The organism is Bacillus sp. LH1, from assembly GCF_057924895.1.
In genome coordinates, this window is the sequence record NZ_CM175007.1 from 2,587,645 (window position 1) to 2,604,661 (window position 17,017).

17 protein-coding genes and 1 other annotated feature (1 of these 18 cut by a window edge) are annotated in these 17,017 nt (G+C 31.3%); of the genes, 14 read left to right on the forward strand and 3 right to left on the reverse strand.

Features of this window, described 5'->3' with window-relative positions:
* Nucleotides 1–88: a binding site (T-box leader), on the forward strand (it extends 171 nt beyond the left edge of the window).
* Between the two features lie 65 nt (nt 89–153).
* From ACX9TM_RS13370 to ACX9TM_RS13415, 10 genes are all read left to right on the forward strand, one after another.
* Nucleotides 154–1,386 carry an MFS transporter gene (locus ACX9TM_RS13370; protein ID WP_000793342.1) on the forward strand — a complete coding sequence of 411 codons (1,233 nt, stop codon included), beginning with the start codon at nt 154–156 and terminating at the stop codon, nt 1,384–1,386.
* A gap of 167 nt (nt 1,387–1,553) precedes the next feature.
* Entirely contained in the window at nt 1,554–2,579 is a 1,026-nt protein-coding gene (locus tag ACX9TM_RS13375; RefSeq protein WP_000598049.1) for a serine hydrolase domain-containing protein, read from the forward strand.
* Nucleotides 2,580–2,804: 225 nt separating this feature from the next.
* Entirely contained in the window at nt 2,805–3,437 is a 633-nt protein-coding gene (locus ACX9TM_RS13380; RefSeq protein WP_000281843.1) for a VanZ family protein, read from the forward strand.
* 191 nt (nt 3,438–3,628) lie between these two features.
* Nucleotides 3,629–3,781, forward strand: a complete 153-nt coding sequence (locus ACX9TM_RS13385) for a hypothetical protein (protein ID WP_000353713.1) — start codon at nt 3,629–3,631, stop codon at nt 3,779–3,781.
* A gap of 58 nt (nt 3,782–3,839) precedes the next feature.
* The gene (locus tag ACX9TM_RS13390) at nt 3,840–4,346 is read left to right on the forward strand and encodes a DUF3189 family protein (protein ID WP_000639421.1); all 507 of its coding nucleotides are present in this window, start codon (nt 3,840–3,842) and stop codon (nt 4,344–4,346) included.
* A 199-nt stretch (nt 4,347–4,545) separates the two neighbouring features.
* Nucleotides 4,546–5,352 (forward strand): DegV family protein, encoded by an 807-nt coding sequence (locus ACX9TM_RS13395; protein WP_000831929.1) that lies wholly within the window; start codon nt 4,546–4,548, stop codon nt 5,350–5,352.
* Between the two features lie 254 nt (nt 5,353–5,606).
* The gene (locus ACX9TM_RS13400; protein WP_063220386.1) at nt 5,607–6,032 is read left to right on the forward strand and encodes an ester cyclase; all 426 of its coding nucleotides are present in this window, start codon (nt 5,607–5,609) and stop codon (nt 6,030–6,032) included.
* A 508-nt stretch (nt 6,033–6,540) separates the two neighbouring features.
* Nucleotides 6,541–6,966: a DUF4879 domain-containing protein gene (locus ACX9TM_RS13405; RefSeq protein WP_000472916.1), complete on the forward strand. Its 426-nt coding sequence runs from the start codon at nt 6,541–6,543 to the stop codon at nt 6,964–6,966.
* Nucleotides 6,967–7,470: 504 nt separating this feature from the next.
* A complete protein-coding gene (locus ACX9TM_RS13410; protein WP_063220385.1) occupies nt 7,471–8,694 on the forward strand; it encodes a MerR family transcriptional regulator in 1,224 nt (407 codons plus the stop codon).
* A 112-nt stretch (nt 8,695–8,806) separates the two neighbouring features.
* Nucleotides 8,807–10,102 (forward strand): MFS transporter, encoded by a 1,296-nt coding sequence (locus ACX9TM_RS13415; protein WP_000535184.1) that lies wholly within the window; start codon nt 8,807–8,809, stop codon nt 10,100–10,102.
* Between the two features lie 39 nt (nt 10,103–10,141).
* On the opposite strand, the gene ACX9TM_RS13420 is transcribed toward ACX9TM_RS13415, so the two are convergent.
* Nucleotides 10,142–10,846: a hypothetical protein gene (locus tag ACX9TM_RS13420; RefSeq protein ID WP_000035356.1), complete on the reverse strand. Its 705-nt coding sequence runs from the start codon at nt 10,844–10,846 to the stop codon at nt 10,142–10,144.
* A 510-nt stretch (nt 10,847–11,356) separates the two neighbouring features.
* On the opposite strand from ACX9TM_RS13420, the gene ACX9TM_RS13425 reads away from it, so the two are divergent.
* The 3 genes from ACX9TM_RS13425 (at nt 11,357) to ACX9TM_RS13435 (ending at nt 14,212) form a co-directional block, all read left to right on the forward strand.
* A complete protein-coding gene (locus ACX9TM_RS13425; RefSeq protein ID WP_072770319.1) occupies nt 11,357–12,157 on the forward strand; it encodes a GNAT family N-acetyltransferase in 801 nt (266 codons plus the stop codon).
* Nucleotides 12,158–12,202: 45 nt separating this feature from the next.
* Nucleotides 12,203–13,081: a glycerophosphodiester phosphodiesterase gene (locus tag ACX9TM_RS13430; RefSeq protein ID WP_065382566.1), complete on the forward strand. Its 879-nt coding sequence runs from the start codon at nt 12,203–12,205 to the stop codon at nt 13,079–13,081.
* A gap of 285 nt (nt 13,082–13,366) precedes the next feature.
* Nucleotides 13,367–14,212, forward strand: a complete 846-nt coding sequence (locus ACX9TM_RS13435) for an SH3 domain-containing protein (protein ID WP_000873741.1) — start codon at nt 13,367–13,369, stop codon at nt 14,210–14,212.
* Nucleotides 14,213–14,345: 133 nt separating this feature from the next.
* Here ACX9TM_RS13435 and ACX9TM_RS13440 read toward each other — a convergent pair whose 3' ends face one another.
* Nucleotides 14,346–14,807: a DUF2306 domain-containing protein gene (locus ACX9TM_RS13440; RefSeq protein ID WP_000021743.1), complete on the reverse strand. Its 462-nt coding sequence runs from the start codon at nt 14,805–14,807 to the stop codon at nt 14,346–14,348.
* Nucleotides 14,808–14,973: 166 nt separating this feature from the next.
* On the opposite strand from ACX9TM_RS13440, the gene ACX9TM_RS13445 reads away from it, so the two are divergent.
* The gene (locus ACX9TM_RS13445) at nt 14,974–15,504 is read left to right on the forward strand and encodes a DUF4269 domain-containing protein (RefSeq protein WP_000495197.1); all 531 of its coding nucleotides are present in this window, start codon (nt 14,974–14,976) and stop codon (nt 15,502–15,504) included.
* A gap of 44 nt (nt 15,505–15,548) precedes the next feature.
* Here ACX9TM_RS13445 and norG read toward each other — a convergent pair whose 3' ends face one another.
* Complete coding sequence (norG, locus tag ACX9TM_RS13450) at nt 15,549–16,982, reverse strand: efflux pump transcription regulator NorG (protein WP_065382533.1); 1,434 nt, start codon at nt 16,980–16,982, stop codon at nt 15,549–15,551.
* Nucleotides 16,983–17,017 lie beyond the last annotated feature (35 nt).

The following is a 17,017-nucleotide window of genomic DNA, read 5'->3' on the forward strand; positions in this document are numbered from 1 at the left end:
TGAATTAGAATGCAGTACCTAATAAGGTTAGTATGGTGACATATTAACAAACTAGGGTGGCACCGCGATGATAAATCTCGTCCCTAAGATTAAAAGTCTTGGGGGTGGGATTTTTTTATTGTTGTAAAACAATTTTGAAAGCGGGGGCCAAAAATGAAAAATTTACTTAAAGATTGGAAATATCCTTTATTACTATTGTCCGGAGTTGGTATTGCGAATTTAGGGGCATGGATTTACTTAATAGCACTGAATGTACTTGTCTATAATATGGGTGGCTCAGCCTTAGCTGTTGCTACTTTATATGTAATAAAACCATTAGCCACTTTATTTACAAACGCTTGGTCTGGGAGTATGATTGATCGTTTAAATAAACGGAAATTAATGATTCACCTCGATATATATCGTGCGTTATTTATCGCTATTTTACCTTTACTTCCGTCACTTTGGATTGTTTATGTATTCGTATTCTTTATAAGTATGGCCAGTGCAATTTATGAGCCAACTGCTATGACATATATGACGAAATTAATTCCAGTAGAGCAAAGACAACGTTTCAACTCATTACGCAGTTTAATAGGATCTGGTGCATTTTTAATTGGTCCAGCGATAGCGGGGGTTTTATTAATTGCAGGTACACCAGAGTTTGCTATATATATGAATGCTATAGCATTTCTCTTATCAGGATTCATTACATTACTTTTACCGAATCTTGATAAGAAAGAAGATTTGGATACAACTAGTAATACATTATCACTTACAGTATTAAAAAAAGATTGGAACACTGTTATAAATTTTAGTAGAAAACATGTGTATGTCGTATGTGTGTATTTCTTATTTCAAAGTATGTTCGTATTAGCAACTGCTACTGATTCACTTGAACTATCGTTTGCGAAAGATGTATTACTACTAACAGATAGTGAATATGGTTTTCTAGTTAGTATAGCTGGTGCAGGATTTATTTTAGGTGCCATAACAAATACAATTTTGTCAAAAAAATTAGCACCTTCATTTCTAATTGGAATAGGATCATTATTCATCGCAATTGGTTATTTAATTTATGCTTTTTCAAATGTATTTTTAATAGCTGCTATTGGATTCTTTATTTTATCTTTCTCTATGGCATATGCAAATACAGGATTTTATACATTTTACCAAAATAATGTTCCCGTTCATATAATGGGACGGATCGGGAGTATATATGGACTTGTTATTGCGTTAGTAACAATCTTTATTACAATACTATCTGGTGTTGCGACTCAGTTCATTTCTATACAACTTGTAGTTATTGTAGGGTCATTAATAATGTTATTTATTACTATCGTCTTGTGTGTGTTTACTTTATTCCCATCACAATCTAAGTTGTATTCTACTGAGTCAATAAAGTGAAAATTTAATCAGTGGGGGTCTTACTGCTCATAAATAGCGGGATAAATTTGAAATGGACTTTGTGTTTTCATTAATAATTTATCGTATTTAATAAGAGGGTTCCTTCCTCTTTATATGGAAAAATTAATAAGAGGAAAGAACAATACCGAAAGATAAGGGTGGTTGTCGTGATAAAAACAAAAGATGAAATTGATAAAATTGTAAAAGAAATACAAAAGAAAATAGATTTCTCTGGAGTAGTTTTAGTAAAAAAAGAAAAAGATTTAGTCTATGAAACAGCATTGGGTTACGCAAACAAAAGTGAATGTATAAACAATACGATACAAACAAGATTTGGCATTGCCTCAGGATGTAAAATCTTCACTGCAATTGGCATCTGTCAACTTGTTGAAAAAGGTGTTATTTCTTTTCATACAAAATTAAAGGATTGTCTAGAGATAAAACTTCCAAACTTCGATGAAGATATTACAATACATCAACTACTAACGCATAGCTCTGGTATACCAGATTATTTTGATGAAAGTATTATAGATAACTTCGAGGATCTTTGGAAACAAACACCTATGTATCTATTAAAGAGCTTAAAAGACTTTTTACCATTATTTCAAAACAATAATATGATGTTTGCACCTGGGAGTAAGTTTCACTACAACAACGCAGGTTTTATCATACTTGGATTAATAATAGAAGAACAGACGGGACTTAAATTTACGGAGTATATAGAAACAAACATTTTTAATTCGATTGGCATGAATGATTCTGGCTATTTTTCATTAGATAAATTACCAAGACATACAGCTCTAGGATATATAAAGGACGAAACCAACCAAAATTGGAGAACAAACGCTTACTCTATACCAATAAAAGGAGGGGCTGATGGAGGTGCATATGTTACTGCACCAGACATGTTGAAATTTTGGGCGGCACTATTTAATAATGAAATTTTAGGAAAGGAATATACAAAGTTACTTTTAACTCCCCACATTTATGTAAATGATAAACAGTCTTACGGATATGGAATATGGATTGAAACACGAGAAAACAAGGTATTCAAATATCATGTAATGGGATATGATCCAGGCGTCAGTTTTCGCTCGGCCATATATCCAGAATTAGGAATCACTTTAGTTATTCCATCGAATAAAGAGGCAGGACCTGAAAAATTAATGACAGAAATAGAAAGAGCTTTTTAATTATATGGATATAAAAGAAGAGATACGAAAATAATTTAAACGGGTTTATGATTGTTTCTGTTCTGAAAAATATTTTAGTTAACGAGGAACCCTTTATTTATTAAATAAGGGGTTTTTGTAATTCTGCACAATTACATATGTTTATATGGATTTTTAAATTAAAAAATATTACTATATAATTGTAAATTTAAATTATTAATTCATATGAAAGGATGTGTTAACAATTTGTATATGATCAACGGTAGTTTGTTTATTATTTTAGGGGTTATTTGTTATTTAATTGTACGTGGAATATTAATTGGTACCAAAAATAAAAAACATGTGATTTGGTGGAAAGAAATAGTAAGTTTTTTATTCGTGGTTTACATTTGTATGGTTGTTGCAGTAACTTTATTCCCTTTACCAATCGGTTTTCCTTCTAATGTTGAAAATCTGAATCGCTCGGTCAATATAATACCATTTGCATCAATTATTAAAGACATCAATCAAATTGGTAGTGCTTATGATGGAGATGCCCTATTTATGATTGGGCTAATTGTAAGAAATGTAGGCGGGAATATTTTATTATTAATGCCTTTAGGATTTTTAGCACCTATCCTATGGGATAAATATAAGAAATTCAAAAATACAATTTTATTAGGATTTTCTATATCAGCTAGTATTGAATTGCTACAATTAATTGAGTCTTTATTTAGTGGAGTGGGACGTATTACTGATATTGATGATGTGATTTGTAATGTTCTAGGTTCTATTTTTGGATATTGTATTTATAATATCTTTTTAAAAGCCATTAATAAATTTAACATTCGAGTGTTGGGTAAAACTAATTCTAAAGGTGTGGAATTAGTTGATAAATAGGAGTTTAAACGAGTTATTAAAGGCGTACGAGTAAAAAGTACGTCTTTTTTATTTTTATAAATAATGCTTAAGGCTGATGAGAAATCACATTTTCCATCTTACACTTGAAAGTAGCTATCGTATTTCAAGTATGGAGTGAAAAGAGGAGAATATAATCTTTAAAGATAAGCAAGTTTATAGGAGGATTCTAAATGGATATTTTACTTGTTGTTCTTATTATTGTTTTGATGCAAAGTAAAGAACGAAAAGTGAAAATAAACCGTATTTGGCTCATTCCGGCTTTGTTGTGCTTTGTAACAATCCAGTCCATTATTCATATGGGACAAATAACATCCCTTGTTTAACATTGCTAAGAACGGTAATACTAATTAACATTGAACTTTTACAACAAGGGATGATAATATGATATACATTTACACAGATTTTGGTGGAACACATACTACCTCACTAGCTGCAGCGTATCATTTAAATAAACTACCAACGGATCGTAAGTTAACGAAAGAAGAAATTTTGAATGTAGATTACTTTAATAAATTGAAAACAGAAGATATGGGAAAAATTATTTTTCATGGAATCGATGAACATGGTCATCCTGTATATACGATTGGATGCGGCGCATCAAAAGTTGTTGTACCTGCGATGAAGCATTTAGGAGAAATCTTGCAAAAACATTATCAAAGCCATGAAAAGATTATATTTTCTAATACATCACCAACAGTGCCTTTACCGATGACTTTCGGTGGGCTGTTTTCTAGAAGGTTCCATATTGATTTTATTGGCGTACCGTTACTCGTATGGGGAGCAAAAATTTGCTGTGATAATATACAAAGGCTTGTTAGTTATACAAAAGAAGCTGGACGATTAACGAATGATTATGTAGTAATTTTAGATAATGAAACTTTTAAATAGTATATGATAAGAAGAAAATCGAGCAAATTCCTTGATTTTCTTTTTTATTTGTGAAATAGACAAGAAATAGTCACAATTAATATGCATCTACTATAGCCAAAACAATAAAGTCCTGTTACTATTACAGGGATATTCTCTTTTCGTAACATAAATATATAGAAAAGTCAGAAAAGAGGAATTGAATTAAGGGAGGAACAACATGAAGCGTGTTGCTTGGATTACTGATAGTACAACTGCGAGTTTTAAAACAGAAGGAGATAACTTTGTTATCCCAATTGAAGTTATTATTGATGGTGTGTCGTACAAAGATTGTGAAGAAGGTGTGCGTGAGCGCGTTTATAATGCTTTGAATGAAGGTAAAACTGTCACTACATCACAGCCTAACATAGGGGAAATGGTAGATTTATTTTCGAAATGCAAAGAAGAATATGAAGAAGGATTTGCAGTTGCTATTAGCGGAAAAGTAAGTGGAACCTATCAAAATATGAAGCTAGCTGCAGAAATGGCAGGTTTTCCATTAACGGTATTAGACAGTGAAACAACAAGTTATCCAATGGATGAACTAATTAGAAAAGCGAAATCGTTATACAATGATGGTATGACTTTACAAGATATACACAAAACATTAGTAGATGAAAAAAGAAGACCTTTCCACGTATTCCCGAAAAGTTTAAAAGGCCTTTATGCAAGTGGTCGTGTAAAGGGCATTCAATTTTTACTTGGAAGTTTATTAAGTGTTAACTTAATATTAGAAGTAAAAGGTGGAGAGCTTTTACTTGAAAAGAAAGTTCGTAAAATCCAAAAATGTCGAGAATATATTAAAAATGAACTTGAAAAAGAATTACCAAAAGTACTTCACATGTTCCATGCTAATGATAAAGATGGAGCCGAGGAATGGATTGCAGATATTAGACAAGCATTCCCTGAAATGGATTTCAAATTATATCCATTACCAATTTCATTTGCGGTTCATGCAGGTGAAGGTACAATAGCAATTAGTTATTAAAGTAAAACCCGTGAATTATTCACGGGTTTTTTATTTAATTAAAACAAAATGGGATCTCGACATATCTCCATCGAACTTAGTAATATTGCATTTTTAAACCATTGCTCAGCTAACCCTATGCAAATTTACAATTTTTAATGTCAATACTTCAAACTTGACATACTTATTGAGAAAGAGTGAGAATGAAAATATAACACTTATCCGATACATTCAGGGGTTATTAGTATTGGATTTATTTTTAAGGGGGATGTTTAATGAAACCAGAAATAATTATCAGAAATTTCTTTGAAGAAGTGCGTTCAGGGAGTAATCCGGATTTTTCAAATCGATATATGGCAGATAAAGTATTGGCACATCAAGTTATATCTGAAGAGGAACAAACAGTATATAGATCGCCAAAAGATTACGCTGAGCATGTAAGAGAGATGGTTGAAGTATATGGGAATTTCTCTTTAGAAATTCAAGAATTATTAGTACAAGATAGTAAAGTATATGTACGATGGAAACAAGTAGGTACACACATAGGAGAAATAGATGGGTATGAACCTACAGGTCTCCCTATAATTCAAATAGCAAGTGCAGTGTATAGAATAGAAAACGGGAAAATTTCAGAGTATTGGATTCAAATTGATAGATCAGGAATTCAAAATCAATTAGAATACAATAAAAATATTCAATAAATTATCTTTAAGAATAATAGGAAAAAGCATAAAAACAAGATTTTTAAAACGATTATTTCTGTTACATAAAGGATACAAATCAATGTACTTTTTTACTGAAAGATTCATTCAAATTAATAAAAAGAGAGCATGTTTTAATAAATCTTTTAAAATATGCTTTCTTTTATTGTTTCTATGTGTACTTACATCAGTTTGATGTAACATTATTATGCAGTAACAAGAAATATAGGCATCTGTTTATGAACCAAAAAAATAGTGACAATGGTTCATATGGTTCATATGGTTTAAATTCGGTATACGCTAGTTAATAATGAAAATAATAGAATCAATTTGTAATGTGTATTTCGTTTTGCACTGTAAATCATTCATATTGAGTAATAGAATTGTAGAAATATATAATAGAATATTCGCACTAATATTTATACAGCTACAATCTATTTACATATAAGGTTATTAGGATTATATTGAAAATGAAAGAGAAAACAATAGATGGAAGGGGATGTTTTTTATGTTTAAAAAAGCAGCACTAGGGATTTCATCGTTAGCAATCACAGCGTTCGTCGGATTAGGAATGGCAACAGAAGCTTCAGCTGGACCAGCAGCACCACTTACTTCACTAAACGTCGTACAAGTAGAGTCTGAGCTAGGCGGGGTAGAAACAATTAATCAGAACAGCTTCAGCACATCGCGTAACCACGGGGGAAAATACTTATATATTACAACGAAAGAAATGGGCTATGGCCAAAACCCATTTGCTAAAATGAATGGTTCTAATGTAAAAAGTATTGATTCCACTATAATTGGCGGAAGACCAATCGTTGGCTGGTATTATAAATGGGATGCTTCTGGACACCAACAAGGAACTTTTGAGTACCAAAAGACATCTATAAATGCCCCATTTAATACAATGCGTACATCAATTTATATCCAATAATTTTGAAAGCGTTCGCACATGTAGAATAGTAAAAAAGGTACTTCTAGGAGTACCTTTTTTTGATTTGAATCACGTTCATCTATATTTACAATCCTGATTTCACAGCAAGAATACTTACCATAAAACAAAATCCTTAAACGTCTATAAAATTAATATGAACGCGTAGTACAAGTCCGCTACAGTTAAAGTACGTAACTTTACATATTTCAACTCAATGAAAAAGGAAGAAACTGCAGTACTTACGCCGCAGTTTTAAATTCATCCATGAACTCACAGTTTTTAGATATATAGACATAAACGTAATACCTGCGCCTCTTTTTTAAATTCAAGATTAAAAAAGAGAAGCTAAACTTATATAAGCTTAGCTTAATGGGGATGTGGCGGAACTTTAAAATTAATTACATCTTTTTCATAGCATAAATAATTTTGTATAGGGAGATGAAAGGATTTTTTAAAGTAATAAAGAAGTATGTATAAACAAATATATAAATGGTAGTGATTAGGATGAAAATCAGTAAGTTTGCAGAAGTAAATAATGTAAGTGTAGATACGATTAGACATTATATGGATCTCGGACTCGTTATTCCTGAGAAAAAAGGAAGTCACTATTTTTTTGACGAGTATTGTCAAAAGGATATAGAACTTATATTAGAGTACAAATGGATAGGGTTTAGCTTGAATGAAATTAAAGAACTGTTTCTTTATAAAAATTTAGGGAAATCCTTAGACTATGAAAAGGATATTTTTTATCAATCTTTATTTAAAGTAAAATATGAAAAGATTGAACAAGAGATAAAAACCTTAAAGGAACGAAAAGATAAATTAAAGAAAACGTTAAATAATTTATCTATAGAAACTGAAATCTCGAGTTCAATTTTAGGGGTAGATTTAAAAGTACTTCATTTATTTAAATGTGTTAAGTGTAACGGAAATTTAATTCTTGAAGATGGCATTATTAATAAAAATCAAATTGTTGAGGGGAAATTAATTTGTAATTGTGGTGAAGAATACGCGATTACTTCCGGAGTTTTAACAGCTGGAAAATTATTTGAGGTGTATAAGAGGAAATCACTTGAAGATTCTATTTCAGATTATATCCATGAAACGGATACTGCTTTTTTGGAAAATGTTCAAAGAGGAGGAGAATGGGCGAAAAAGAAACTAATGCAATTAGATTTAAATGAAAAAATACTACTTGATTTAGGGTCTGGTATTGGGTTCTTTTTACGAAATATTTATGAAGAACTACCGGAAGAGTGTTTATATATTGCTGTTGATCGAGATTTGAATAAACTTTTACTTTTAAAAGATGTAATTGAGAGAAGAAATGTGAAAAGAAATATTGTATTTATTTGTGCCGACTTTCTAAACATACCTATTCAGAGTAGTTCTATTGATATTGTAATCGATCAATCAGGTACAAGTAATTATAGTTTTGAACATGAGGAGTTCTTATTGCGCGAATTAAATTCCCTTTTTAAACACAATTGTTATTTATTAAGTTCATTTATTTTATTTAATAAATTTAGCATAAATAGCCAAATTGTACCTAGACTCCGAGGGAATTTTACATCTGCAAAAGTAACAAAAGAAATCGAAAATTTACAGTTTCAATCTATTGATGAAAGTACTTCAAATTATTTGATACGAGGGGGAAGGTATGAGGATTTCTTTGTTCAAGGAGAAGAAATTTATACATATTCATTTTTCGGAAAAAGATGGGGTTAACCCCATCTTTTATTTATTTCCCTTTAAAACTTTTCAAATCGTACATATTGCTATTGGGCTGACCCAAGAACTTACAATGTACGTAATACAAAGTTATGCAGGGGGGAAAATGATGGGAAGTTTACGATTACATATAGAAAATAAAAATAGAAACCAAGAACTAAGAAATATTTGTTTATATTCAATTGCAAAAACAGTATCACTATTTGGTAGCTCTATTTATAGTTTCGCATTAGGATTGTATGTATTACAAATAACCGGATCTGCTTTAAATTTCGCGATTACGCTTATTTTAGGAACGATTCCAATGATTGTTATGAATCCATTTGCCGGTGTCATTGCTGATAAGGTTGATAAAAAGAAACTCGTCGTTTGCATGGATGTATTAAGCGGGTGCTTATTAATAACTGTTTATATATTAAGCAACTATTATGGATTAAACTTATTCATTATTTATACTACTACCTTTCTTATGACCGTATTTACAACGTGTTTTGGAATAGGATTAGAGGCCGTAAAACCGAATATGGTTACTAAAGAACGGTTAATGAGTATTAATTCTATAAGTAAAATTATCGATTCTATATCTTTAATTTTAGGGCCTATGTTAGGGGGCATTGTTTTTGCAGTCTTTGATATGAAAACTTTTATAATTATTAACGGTATTTCATTTATCCTTTCGGCTATATCCATATTGTTTATAAACTTTAAATTGTGCGAGCAAAACATAAATGAGGAATGTTCAATTAGAGAAATTAATTTTATTGAAGATATAAAGGAGGGATACTCTTACTTATTGGAGCGGAAAAGCTTAAAAAATACTTTTAGTATTTTAATTTCCCTTAATTTCTTTTTAGGCTTTGCTGTAACCGTTCCGTTGCCATACATTATTAACACAGTTCTCAATCTTAATTCTAAGCAATTTGGTATGATTCAAGGGACTTTTCCGATAGGTATGATAGTTGGTGCAATATTAGTGAAAAAGATAACTGATTGTTATTCTTATTCTTATCTATTGAAAAAAATAAGTTTTATGTTGGCAATTTTTATGATAGTTTTAGGGATACCTGTTTTATTTAAATCTATTGTAGTAAATAATTTGGTATATGTTACTACGTATTGCATGATTATGTTCTTTTTAGGATTTATGATAGCACAAATTGATATTCCTTTAATGTATTTCATGCAAAATGAGATTCCTGAAGAATATAGAGGAAGAGTTCTTAGTATTGGATTAAGCTTAGGTAAAATAATGCAACCAATAGCACTTGCAATATCAGGACTATTATTAAATTTCATTCCAGCCTACACGCTTCCCATTGCAGGGGGGATTGTATTTTTTACTTTGAATAAAATTTTAGCAAATAAGTTTAATTTAGAAATTCATTCAAAAGATTATAGTGTTTAACGTAACTTAAAAAGCGCAGGATCAGCATCCTGCGCTTTTCTATCGTAATTCAGCTGTTTTTCTAATAACGATCTTATCAATTTCATCTTCTTCATCACCAATAAATAATCCTCGTTCTTTTAAATATGCTTCAAAATATAAATCTGCTTCAGCGCGTTCGTCATATGGCTTTACAGAGAGAACGAAACCTAATTTGTTTTGTTCTTCTAAATGAGAAGTGGAGATGTAAGCCGGTACATTATGGCGTAAAAAGAGTTCTTTAACTGGAATAATCATATCTTTCATTAATTTTGTTAGCATACCCATTTCAAACTCGAAATTAAAGCGATCTATACTAGATAAATCAGCGAATACTACACCGATAAAACCTGTATTAAATACTTCTTGATATTCTACATCTTCATCATGGCCGCCATAAAAATTCTTTTCGATTAAATAATTTACAAAATAAGCAACGCCATCACTTTGTTCAAATGGTTTCGTTGAAAGAACAAAGCCAATTTTCTTTTGTTTATGTAAATACACACATGACATGTATGCTGAAATGTTATGTTCTTTAAACAAAGCGCTTGTTGCTCCAGAGAGACCATCTAATACGTGATGAACAATTTGAAGTTTTTTACGAGCGAAATAATAGGATTTCTTTTGTAACTCCAATGTATCAATAAAGACAGAGCCGATAAAGCCTGTATTTGAAATAATAGGTGCTTGCTTTTTTCTTCCTCTGCGCTTTAATGGAGCCATTGTTAAAATCATCCCTTCATGTACGTTTAAAATAAAAAGAACGTTTGTTCGTATATTTATATTTTACTATTAAAACGCTATAAAGTAAAGGGTTTTTGATGAAAATATAACAAAAAAGACACCTTATAAAAGGTGCCTTAAACGCTGTAGGGAATAGGGTTTATCCTAACTATTTATATTATGATACAGAAACAATCTCTTCTGTATCTTCTACATCTAAATGACAGTCCATAGTACGAACATCTTGATCTTCATGACTTCCGAAATAAATAGTAATTTTCATATGTATCGCTCCTTTATTCTAGGAATACCTAAAATAATTACTAGTAATGTTAATATTTATTATATACCACTTTTTTCATTCCGACAACGTTATATCATTTTTAATTATTTTAAACTATAGAGCACAATTTAAAGAGGTACTTTTTATAGAAAATGGTAAATTTCTAATATGTTATATTTAATATAGAAAAATTCGAGTGTTACTTTTTATGAAAAGGAGAACTATTGATGAATTATAAACAACTACTACTAGAAAACTTTGCATTTAAAACTTCATATGTTGCACAATTTGTGCCCGGAATGAGTATAAAAAAAACGAAAGATTATATTGCTGTTGATTGTGGATTACCTGCCGATACATTTAATATCATCACTCTACTAAACAATAATTTAACGGAAGGGATCGAGAAATTATATAAAGAGGTAGAATACTATTATCAAAGAAATTTTCCAATGAGTGTTTGGTTATGGGATGAGGAGCAAGAGCGGGATATAAAAAGTGAGTTAATTAAAATCGGTTTAAAAGAAGTGGAACAGAATATTGCGATGGTAGCAGACTTAAAAACAATTTCCCCAACAATACACATGCCAGTAAGTTTTACTATTCAACAAGCATCTTCACCTGGACAAATAAATAAATTTGGAGAAACGTTAGCTAATCTATTCGGCACATCAGAAGAAGGTATACATGTACAAGCATTCTATAATCAAATTTCTAATCTTGATATATGTAACAGTGAGAATATGAAATTATTTTTAGGGTTATATGAAGGTGAAGTCGTAACTGTTGGTTCATTGATATGTTCAAAAGATAGTATTGGTATTTATGACATAGCAACTAAAGAAGGAATGAGAGGACGAGGGTTTGGATCTGCTATGTTCAATTTCCTGCTGCAAGAAGCACATAAATTTAAAAATACGTATTGTGTATTACAAGCTTCAACCGATGGAATCAATATTTATAAAAAATCGGGATTTCAAGCTATCGGCAAAATGACTGTATTGGAAAATCGACATTTAATTGAGTAAATCATTCAAGTTAAATTGTCTTTATATAGGAGCCTATAAATCGTTATGAAAAAGATATATCTCGTTACAATAATTTGTGCCTTTATAATAATAAGTATCTTTGTTTTTCAGAAAATTAATGAACATAAGTATACTAAAGCTATGAATCAATCAAATCATATAAAAAATATCGCACATAGAGGTGCTTCTGCGTTCGCGCCTGAACATACAATAGCAGCATATCGATTAGGCCAAAAAATGAATGGAGATTATATAGAAATTGATCTCCAAATGACAAAAGATGGACATTTAGTGGCTATGCATGACGAAACCTTAAACCGTACAACAAATGGTACAGGGCTAGTGAAAGAGCATATATTAGAAGAAGTAAAGCAACTAAATGCAGGTTCTTTTTTTAATGAAAAATATCCGAACTTAGCAAAGAAAGAATTTGAAAATGTTAAAGTCCCAACTTTAACAGAAATTATTAAAACGTTTGGGCATAATGCGAACTATTATATCGAAACAAAATCACCTAATGAATATCCAGGAATGGAAGAAAAATTAGTAGAAATTATTAATCATTATGAAATACAGGATAAAGTTATTATTCAATCGTTTAGTGAAGAAAGTCTACAAAAGATTCATGGCTTAAATAGTAATATATCCTTAGTACAATTATTACCTTATAAAAAAGCAGTTCAATTAACAGAATTAGAGATAGAAAAGTATAAAACGTACTGCATAGGTCTTGGTATGAATTACAAATATATTGATTCAGATTACGTAAAGAAAATAAAGAAAAGCGGATTAGAAGTTCATCCATTTACAGTAGATAATGAAAAAGATATGAAAAAGTTACTTTCATGGGGAGTCGATGGGATGTTTACTAATTATCCGGATCGTTTACATTCAATATTATTGGATTTGAAAAGTCATGAATAAGAAGTGTTATTCATAAAGGGAAAATTTACAAAACCTGCATATTAGGATTATCAATGCAAGAAGGCATGTAGCATATAAAAAGAAAATACCAAAAACCGCAACTTGAAGACTTAGGTTGTGGTTTTTTTATTGCTTCGATTTCAACTTACAAAGTTTGAAGCTAGAAGTGAAAACCTTTTTAGCTGAATTGGCTTCCTATGTATTTGTACTTCGTATCGTTCTAGGTATATGTACAACCCGTGAGACGAGTTTTGCATAGGATAATAGAAAAGGAGATGTTGCATATTGAAATACCACAATAGAAATGTAAGTAATCTGAATAAATTAGCGGATAATACGAAAGCTGCAGCTTTTAAGTGGTATCAGTACTGTATCGACAATGGAATTGAAGTATTAATTTATGAAACAATCCGTACAGTCGAGCAACAACGTGAATATGTTCGTAAAGGAGCATCACAAACGATGCGCTCATATCACTTAGTAGGACAGGCATTAGATTTTGTTCCAATTCAGTCGAATGGTACAGAAGATTGGAATGGCTATAATAAAGAACCGTGGGCTTCAGCAATTCGTTATGCTAAACAAATTGGTTTCGAATGGGGCGGTGACTGGAAAGGATTTGTGGATAGCCCGCATTTGCAATATAACTACAAAGGGTATGGAACGGATACTTTTGGAAAAGGTGCTCAAAACGTAGTGACTCCTCCCACGTCGAATGATAGTGTAGGGGTTGCTTATATTAACGGTAGTAATGTAAATTTACGAAAAGGACCTGGTACTGGATATGGCGTTATTCGTCAATTAGGGAAAGGTGAGTCCTACAAAGTATTTGGACAAACAAATGGTTGGTTAAATCTAGGTGGCGATCAGTGGGTTTATAACGATCCATCATACATCCGTTATACGGGAGGAAATGTACCAGCAACTTCACAATCATCAAACGATGGTGTAGGTGTAGTTACTATAATCGCTGATGTATTGCGTGTTCGTACCGGCCCAGGAACAAATTACGGCATTGTGAAAAACGTGTACCAAGGTGAAAAATATCAATCGTTTGGATATAAAGATGGTTGGTATAATGTTGGTGGAAATCAATGGGTTTCTGGTGAATATGTTACGTTTGTAAAGTAAAAATAAGAGCCGTCCTGTTGGGCGGCATTTTATTTTTAATATTCATAGGACGAGCATTCATAATATCATTTGTGATACATAGAGTATAATTTTTCATTCTAATAATCAGAAAGTAATCAAAATGTAATTAATTTCAACTACGCTTTTTATATTTTTTTGATACACTGGCTACGAGGGGGATACCAATTAAGGTCGGTAAAAACCAAAACCATATTGGCGGAAGTAAATTTATAATGGGAATATGGATGCCGATATTTACTAAAAGTGCGGTGACTGCACCTATATAAGAACCTAACATACCTCTAATGTGGTGATGGAGCCAATTTTTCCAACGTTTTTTTCGTGCAAGGTATCCATAAATCGCAAATGAATAAGAGAAGATTGCTACATAAAATAAATATGCGATTTTATCCCAGTTGATAATGGATAATATTATTGCCGTAAGGGTAATGACAACATAGGATGCATGATATATTTCGCCCCATTCGGTATGTTTTCCTTTCTTCTTTTGGGCAACCATCGCTACAATACCAGTGATTAAGCATATTGTTCCAAATAGGATGTGTATGGTTAAAAGAATGTTAAAAATGCTCATAATAATTCCTCCTTTTTTATTTTTATAGTATTGCAGTATAGGAGAAAAGTTGAAAAATATAGTTAGTTCGGCTTAATATATTGAAATAAAGGTACTCCTAGAACAAAACCCAATGATTTAAATATTTAGTGAGATGATTATTATGTTAAATGAAGGAGAGACTTCTATGTTTACATCTATTACATATTTACAATCTGGCAATGAGAAACAACAAAAAATATATGATGTTTTGAATAGCCTAAACATAATGGAGGATTTAGCTTTATATAATCCCGTTCTTTGCGGGACAATCCCTATAAGAATTGATACTCCTCAATCTGACTTAGATATTGTAATGGAAGTATATAATTTTGATGTTTTTGAGCAGGAAATGAGATCTTTATATGGTTCTTATGGAGGGTTCAACATAAAAAAGAAAAAAATTAAAGGTACTGAATCGATAAAGGTGAATTTTGAATTCGAAGGTTTTGAATTTGAATTATTTGCTCAACCGAAGCCAGTGCGTAATCAAAATGCATATAGACACATGATAGTGGAACACATGCTATTAATGCAGCATCCCCATATAAGGGAAGAAGTTATTCGCTTAAAGGAACAAGGTTTAAAAACAGAACCTGCTTTTGCTCAAGTATTAAATATTGACGGAGATCCTTATGAAGAGCTTATTTTATTAGGGCAGGAAATGAAATTGTGGTAAATAAGATACATAAAAAATCCTCCAAAAACAAAAGAGGATTTTTTTTATGCCGTTAACTTCCGAATTAATTCACTGAGCAATTTAATTCCGTTAGTCATTTGTTCTGGAGTAGCATATCCATATGATAAACGAATGTACTGATCTGATTCTTCTTCATAAATACGTCCCGGATTTAAAAGAATTCCTTTTGATAGTGCCTCTGAAAATAGTTTTTTCATCGGAATGTTATGTATAACCTTTAGCCATATAAAAAATCCACCACTAGGAATATCCCATGATGCAATATCTGCACAATATTTATTTAAAGCTCGTATCATTATTTGTCTTCGTTCTTTCAGGTGCATTCTTACGTTTGCTACATGTTCTTCATAAAAACCTTCATTTATCCATTCAGCAGCTACTCTTTGAGATAAAGAGCTGGATCCATAGTCTGTTTGCATTTTTATATCTGACAATCTATCAATAACAGGTTCTGGTCCGATTATCCATCCAATTCTAAGTCCTGGGCTAAGTGTTTTAGAGAGACTACCAATATATAATACATGTCCATGTTTATCCATCGACTTTAAAGGAGCTGGAGGTGATTCATCAAGCCATAACTCTCGGTATATATCATCCTCGATGATAGGCAATTGCTCTTTTTCACATATTTTTAATATTTCTTTTCTTCGCTCTTTGGACATCAATATCCCCGTTGGATTTTGAAAACAAGGGATTGAATATAAAATATTATTCTTTTGACTATATTTAATTCGTTTTAATAAGTCGTTAGGTAAAATACCGTGATGATCCATTGATATACCTGATAAATTTATATTTGCTGATTGAAAAACATGAAGTGAATATAAGTAAGAAGGTTGTTCAAGTAAAACAGTTGATTTTCTATGTAAAAGACCAATCGATATTAATTGTAATGCTTGGAGTGCACCAGAGACTATTAATATAGAATCCGGTGATGCATGTATTCCAAATGATCTTACATATTGGCTTATTGCTTCTCGTAACGGATAAAAACCTTTTTGTTCTTCGTATCCAAAATAATCTAATTCCTCACTGACTTTTTTTATTATAGATTGCATAGTTTCGAGCGGAAAAAGGTGAGGTGCAAGTTCACCTTTACTAAGATGGATAAGCTTTTTATTTGCTTCTGCTTCATTTATTTCTCGAACCATTAACTTACTTGGTTTATGAATACCGGCTTTTACATATTCACTCCAATCGGGCGGAGGATTAGTTGCTAATAATGACCATGTATTATTCATTACAATTGTTCCTGCTCCGATTTGTCCTTGAATTAAACCATCTGCCATAAGTTCACCTAGAGCATTTATTACAGTACTTCGATTTACATGAAATAATTTTGCTAACTGCCGCTGACTAGGGATTTTACTTCCAATTGGCCATTCTCCGTTTTCAATTTTTTCTTTCATATAGTCTATTATCTGCCGATATTTGGGCACTTTTTTATCGGTCGTCATATAAAAAACTCCTTCGTTTATTTAAAAGATTCAAA

What these genes read in the sequence shown, in the direction of transcription:
- ACX9TM_RS13370 (WP_000793342.1), top strand. Translation starts at nt 154, where the DNA reads ATGAAAAATTTACTTAAAGATTGGAAATATCCTTTATTACTATTGTCC.
- ACX9TM_RS13385 (WP_000353713.1), top strand. Translation starts at nt 3,629, where the DNA reads ATGGATATTTTACTTGTTGTTCTTATTATTGTTTTGATGCAAAGTAAA.
- ACX9TM_RS13390 (WP_000639421.1), top strand. Translation starts at nt 3,840, where the DNA reads ATGATATACATTTACACAGATTTTGGTGGAACACATACTACCTCACTA.
- ACX9TM_RS13395 (WP_000831929.1), top strand. Translation starts at nt 4,546, where the DNA reads ATGAAGCGTGTTGCTTGGATTACTGATAGTACAACTGCGAGTTTTAAA.
- ACX9TM_RS13400 (WP_063220386.1), top strand. Translation starts at nt 5,607, where the DNA reads ATGAAACCAGAAATAATTATCAGAAATTTCTTTGAAGAAGTGCGTTCA.
- ACX9TM_RS13405 (WP_000472916.1), top strand. Translation starts at nt 6,541, where the DNA reads ATGTTTAAAAAAGCAGCACTAGGGATTTCATCGTTAGCAATCACAGCG.
- ACX9TM_RS13410 (WP_063220385.1), top strand. Translation starts at nt 7,471, where the DNA reads ATGAAAATCAGTAAGTTTGCAGAAGTAAATAATGTAAGTGTAGATACG.
- ACX9TM_RS13415 (WP_000535184.1), top strand. Translation starts at nt 8,807, where the DNA reads ATGGGAAGTTTACGATTACATATAGAAAATAAAAATAGAAACCAAGAA.
- ACX9TM_RS13420 (WP_000035356.1), bottom strand. Translation starts at nt 10,846, where the DNA reads ATGGCTCCATTAAAGCGCAGAGGAAGAAAAAAGCAAGCACCTATTATT.
- ACX9TM_RS13425 (WP_072770319.1), top strand. Translation starts at nt 11,357, where the DNA reads ATGAATTATAAACAACTACTACTAGAAAACTTTGCATTTAAAACTTCA.
- ACX9TM_RS13430 (WP_065382566.1), top strand. Translation starts at nt 12,203, where the DNA reads ATGAAAAAGATATATCTCGTTACAATAATTTGTGCCTTTATAATAATA.
- ACX9TM_RS13440 (WP_000021743.1), bottom strand. Translation starts at nt 14,807, where the DNA reads ATGAGCATTTTTAACATTCTTTTAACCATACACATCCTATTTGGAACA.
- ACX9TM_RS13445 (WP_000495197.1), top strand. Translation starts at nt 14,974, where the DNA reads ATGTTTACATCTATTACATATTTACAATCTGGCAATGAGAAACAACAA.
- norG (WP_065382533.1), bottom strand. Translation starts at nt 16,982, where the DNA reads ATGACGACCGATAAAAAAGTGCCCAAATATCGGCAGATAATAGACTAT.